This is a genomic window from Dietzia timorensis (assembly GCF_020742175.1).
GTDB classification, from domain to species: Bacteria; Actinomycetota; Actinomycetes; order Mycobacteriales; family Mycobacteriaceae; genus Dietzia; species Dietzia timorensis_A.
This window is the reverse complement of record NZ_DYXM01000217.1, coordinates 1-5,030: the sequence shown is the minus strand read 5'-3', so window position 1 is coordinate 5,030 and position 5,030 is coordinate 1. Positions and strand designations below refer to the sequence as shown.

Sequence of the window (5,030 nt, the reverse complement as noted above, 5' to 3'; positions counted from 1 at the left end):
TCGGGTCGCCCGGAATGAACGGGCGCGAGTCGGCGGCGAGAGGTTGGAGCACCGTCGCGCAGGCGACAGCCGCGCCGCCCGTCATTCCCGTCGGGCCGATGAGGTCCGAGGCGACGACGCTGACCGTGCGCGCCGGGTGTGCTCTGCGGGCCTCGATGAGCTCCTGCCGGATGCGGCCCTTTTCCTCTCGCGGACTGAACTCCGCGCCCTCGCGAAGATTTTCGGCCTCCCCGATGAACCCGTACATCGACTCCGGAAACACGACGGGGATGCCGACCCGAGCCGCTGCGTCGAGCACGGAACGCTCGCGCCCGGGAAGATCGCGGCGCCAGGCGCGGGAGTCATAGTCGGTGTGGAAGCACGCGAGGATCGCGTCGGCCGATGCTGCGGCGCCGGCCACCGCGTCGGCGTCCGCGACGTCCCCGGCGATGCGCGTGATCGCCTCGGCGCCGGTACCGCAGCGTGCGCGGCTCGCTGATTCGTCGACGGCCGAGCGCCGGAAGATTGTGACGGTGTCGCCGCGCTCCAGCGCGGCGGAAACGATTTCGCGGCCGATCTGGCCTTCTCCGATGACGAGGTAATGCATGATGAGCGGCTCCGATCGATTGGGAGGAGAAACGAGAGCGGTGCTCTCTGAATTCGAGTAAACACCCGACTCTGCTAAATTTCAAGAGCAGTGCTCTCTATTTTGGAAGGTGGTGTTGCCGGTGGTCGAGAAGGTAGGGAAGCGCGCGGCGGCGCGCGAGGAGACGATGCGGCGCATCCTCGAGGCCGGCCGGGCTCAGCTCGACCGTGACGGCGTCGAGGCGCTGAGCCTGCGCGAGGTCTCCCGCGAGATCGGAGTCGTGTCCTCGGCGGTGTACCGGTACGTGAAGAGCCGCGACGAGTTGCTCACGATGCTGGTCGTGGACTGCTATAACGACGTCGGCGATGCCGTGGACGCCGGAGATGGGGCGGCGGCGGACGAGAATGCGAAACGGCGATATATCGAGGTTGCCGGGCGGATGCGCCGCTGGGCGGCCGCGCACCCCGAGAGGTGGACTCTGCTCTACGGCACCCCGGTGCGCGGCTATGCCGCGCCGTCCGAACAGACGAACGAGCCCGGAACGCGGGTGCTCGCGCGGTTCATGGAGATCGCGGGCCAGGCGGAGGGGGAGGGGCACGGCCGCCGGTTCGAGGTCGACGAGGGGCTCGAGGGATTTCTCGCTGCCGAGCAGGAGCAGTTCGGCACCTCGCTGCCTGCAGGCGCGATGGTCGTCGCGGCGTCGCTGTGGTCGGGAACCGTCGGCGCGATCACCGCGGAGCTGTTCGGCCAATGGGGGCCCATGGACGCCGCGATCCGCGAGGGGATGTTCGCCGCTCAGGTCCGCGCGCTGTCCACGCTTCTCGGTGCCGAGTGAAAGTGGGGGCGAGACACTCTTCGTGACTCCGACGTCATGTATGGAAGTGCCCCGCAGGTCGGGGAGAGGGTAACGTCGGGAAGGTTACGAGACGATAAACTCGGGGCCGTATCGAGGCTTGGCGCGCCGTGCCGGGCGCCGCGTTTAACGCGTGCGGCTAAATTGAGAGAAGTACGACGGTTCGGCCGGGTCACCGCCCGAATGCACGCACCCAACGGGGAAGTTTGGAGGCCGCCACATAATGGCAGAGCACGAGATGACCGTCGCACAGGTGCGCGACTGGCTGCGCAAGTGGGTCGCCGACGCGACCGGCCAAGACGTCGCGAGCATCAACGACGACTCCGCGCTCGAAAGCTACGGCCTGTCCTCCCGCGATGCGGTGACTCTGTCCGGCGAGCTCGAGGAGCTGCTCGGGCGCACGCTCGACGCCACCGTCGCCTACAAGTACCCGTCGATCTCGACGCTGGCCGAGTACCTCGTCGAGGGGCCGGGCGCCGAGGACACCGCCGCGCCCGTCGCCGCCTCGATCTCCGTCGGCGTGACCGGTGCGCCGGAAGACCGTGAGATCGCGATCGTCGGCATCGCCGCGCGCTTCCCCGGCGGCGCAAACGACCCGCAGTCCATGTGGGACCTGCTCGCCGCCGGCGAGGACGGCACCTCCGAGCGCCCCGCCGAGCGGTGGCGGGAGTGGTCCGCCGACGCCCACGTGCAGAAGATCTTGTCCGAGGCGCCCAGCCGCGCTGGCTGGCTCTCCGAGGACCAGGTCAAGGACTTCGACGCCGAATTCTTCGGGATGAGCCCCCGCGAGGCCGAGATGGTCGACCCGCAGCAGCGCCTCGCGCTGGAGCTCACGTGGGAGGCGCTGGAGAACGCGCACATTCCCGCGAACGAGCTCAAGGGCGAGCAGGTCGGCGTGTTCGTCGGCTCATCCTCCGCCGATTTCCAGTCGATGATCGCCGCCGATTCCGAAGCCGCGACCCCGTACGCGGTGACGGGTTCGCAGAGCTCGATCATCTCCGGGCGCGTGTCCTATACCTACGACTTCCGCGGGCCGTCGCTCACGCTCGACACCGCGTGCTCCTCGGCGCTCGTCGCGGTGCACGAGGCCGTTCAGTCGCTGCGCGCCGGGCAGTCCGACGTCGCCGTCGCCGGTGGCGTGAACATGATGATCGCCCCCGCCGCGACGATGGGTTTCGCCAAGACCGGCGCCGCTCTGTCACCGGACGGGCGGATCAAGGCATTTTCCTCGGACGCCGACGGCATCTGCCGCGCCGAGGGTGGCGGCCTCCTCGTGCTCAAGCGCCGCGGCGATGCGGAGCGCGACGGGGATCCGATCCTCGCCGTCATCAACGGTTCGGCGGTCAATTCCGACGGGCGCTCCAACGGTATGACCGCCCCGAACCCAGAGGCGCAGGCGCAGGTCCTCGCAAACGCGTACGCCGACGCCGGCATCGATCCGACCACGGTCGATTACGTCGAGGCGCACGGCACGGGGACGATCCTCGGGGACCCGATCGAGGCGAACGCGCTCGGCGCGGTCCTCGGCAACGGCCGCTCGGGCCAGGCGCCCACGCTGCTCGGCTCGGCCAAGACCAACTTCGGCCACCTCGAGTCCGCAGCGGGCGCCGCCGGGCTGCTCAAGGTCGTGCTCTCCATGCAGCACGACGAGCTGCCGCCGACCATCAACTTCGCCGGCCCCAACCCGTACATCGACTTCGACGCCGCGCGCCTGTCGGTCGTGTCCGAGAAGGCCGCGTGGCCGCGCTACTCGGGCGCCGCGATCGCAGGCGTGTCCGGCTTCGGCTTCGGCGGCACCAACGCTCACGTCGTCCTCTCGGAGTACAACGCGCCCGCCGGTGGGGACTCTTCTACCGATGACGGCGGAGATGCCGAAACCGGCACGCCGTCCGCCGCCTCGGGCTCGATTGCCGAGTCCATGAAGGCCGACGCCAACGCGCGTTTCGAGGACATCGCCGAGCCCGCCTCTATTTTCGTAGTGTCCGGTTCGCTTCCCTCGCGCCGCCGCAAGGCCGCGACGCGGCTCGCCGACTGGCTCGAAGCCCAGGGCGACGACCTCGACCTCGCCGCGGTGTCCCGCACGCTCGCGCGGCGCAACCACGCTCGTTCGCGCGGCGCGGTGCTCGCCCGCACCCGCACCGAGCTCATCGAGGGCCTGCGGGCTCTGGCCAAGGGCATCGAGGCGCCCGGCGTGCTGTCCGCCGATTCGCCGGCCTCCAGCGGGGCGGTGTGGGTGTTCTCGGGCTTCGGCGCCCAGCACCGCAAGATGGCCAAGCAGCTGTATTCGGCGAACCCGATGTTCCGCCGCCACCTCGACGAGGTCGACCAGCTCATCGATTTCGAGGCCGGCTACTCGATCGTGGAGATGGTCCTCGACGACTCGCAGACCTACGAAGTCGAGAACTCGCAGGTGGGTATTTTCGCGATCCAGGTCGCGCTCATCAACACCTTCCGCGACCTCGGGGTCACCCCGGGCGCGGTGATCGGCCACTCGATGGGTGAGGTCGCCGCGGCGTACGCCTCGGGCGGCCTGCCGCTCGAGGAGGCCGTCCGCGTGATCTGCGTGCGCTCGCGCCTCATGGGCGAGGCCGAGTCGGCGGTGTCCGACGAGGACGCCGGCGCGATGGCACTCGTCGAATACTCGGCCGAGGACGTCGCGAAGATCATCGAAGAGCACCCGGAGTTCGCCTCGATCGAGCCCGCCGTCTACGCGGCGCCGACCCACACCACGGTCGGCGGACGCGCCAAGCCCGTCGCCGAATTCGTCGCGTGGGTCGAGGAACAGGGCAAGTTCGCCCGTCAGCTGCAGGTGCGCGGCGCCGGCCACACCTCGGACACCGACATGCTCCTCGGCGATCTCGCCGCAGAGCTCGCGGGCCTCGACGCGCGCCCGCTCGAGGTCGGCCTGTTTTCCTCGGTCGACAAGGAAACCTTCTACCCGGCCGGCCACGAGCCGGTCCACGCGACCGACTACTGGGTCAAGGGCATGCGGCACTCGGTGTGGTTCACCCAGGCCGTGCGCACCGCCGTCGAGGCCGGGTACACGACGTTCGCCGAGTTCAACGCGAACCCCGTCGCGGGGATGAGCGTGCTGGCTACGGTGTTCGACGCCGGCCTCACCGAGCCCGCGCTCGTGCACACCCTCAAGCGCAAGGAATCCGAGGTCGACTCGCTCCTCGCCGCGCTGGCCACGCACTACGTCCACGGCCATCCCATCGACATGGGCGCCGTCGTCGACATGGTCTTCGGGCCCGCCTCGGACGCGCCCCCCGCCGCGATCCCCGCCGAGCGCGGCTACGCACCGGTGCCGGGAACCCGCTTCGAGCGCAAGCGCCTGTGGCCGAAGGTCACCATCGGCGGCGGATCGAGCGAGGGCGCGATGCCGGGCGCGCACGTCGCGCTTCCCGACGGGCGCCACGCCTGGCAGGTGCAGGCGCACGTCGTGCCCAGCGTCGACGCGCTCATCGGGCTGGCCGCGGCCGTCGTCGCGCCCGGCGCGAACATCACCGCGATCAACCGGCCCGGCGTGCTTCCTCCGTCTGGCGTCGTCACCACGACCCTGACCCCGCACCCGGGCGGCGCGAGCCTCCAGGTGCACGCGCACGGCGCGAC

3 protein-coding genes are annotated in these 5,030 nt (G+C 70.1%); 2 read left to right on the top strand and 1 reads right to left on the bottom strand.

Going from position 1 to position 5,030, the window contains the following annotated elements; genetic code table 11:
- A partial coding sequence (locus K8V11_RS11095; RefSeq protein WP_303914064.1) for an NAD(P)H-binding protein occupies positions 1-586 on the bottom strand: 586 nt, incomplete at its 3' end.
- Positions 587-707: 121 nt separating this feature from the next.
- Between K8V11_RS11095 and K8V11_RS11090 the strand changes: the two genes are divergently transcribed.
- Together K8V11_RS11090 and K8V11_RS11085 are read left to right on the top strand one after the other, a co-directional pair.
- Positions 708-1,400 carry a TetR/AcrR family transcriptional regulator gene (locus K8V11_RS11090; protein ID WP_303914061.1) on the top strand — a complete coding sequence of 231 codons (693 nt, stop codon included), beginning with the start codon at positions 708-710 and terminating at the stop codon, positions 1,398-1,400.
- Positions 1,401-1,641: 241 nt separating this feature from the next.
- On the top strand, positions 1,642-5,030 hold a 3,389-nt coding region (locus tag K8V11_RS11085), incomplete at its 3' end, for a beta-ketoacyl synthase N-terminal-like domain-containing protein (protein WP_303914058.1).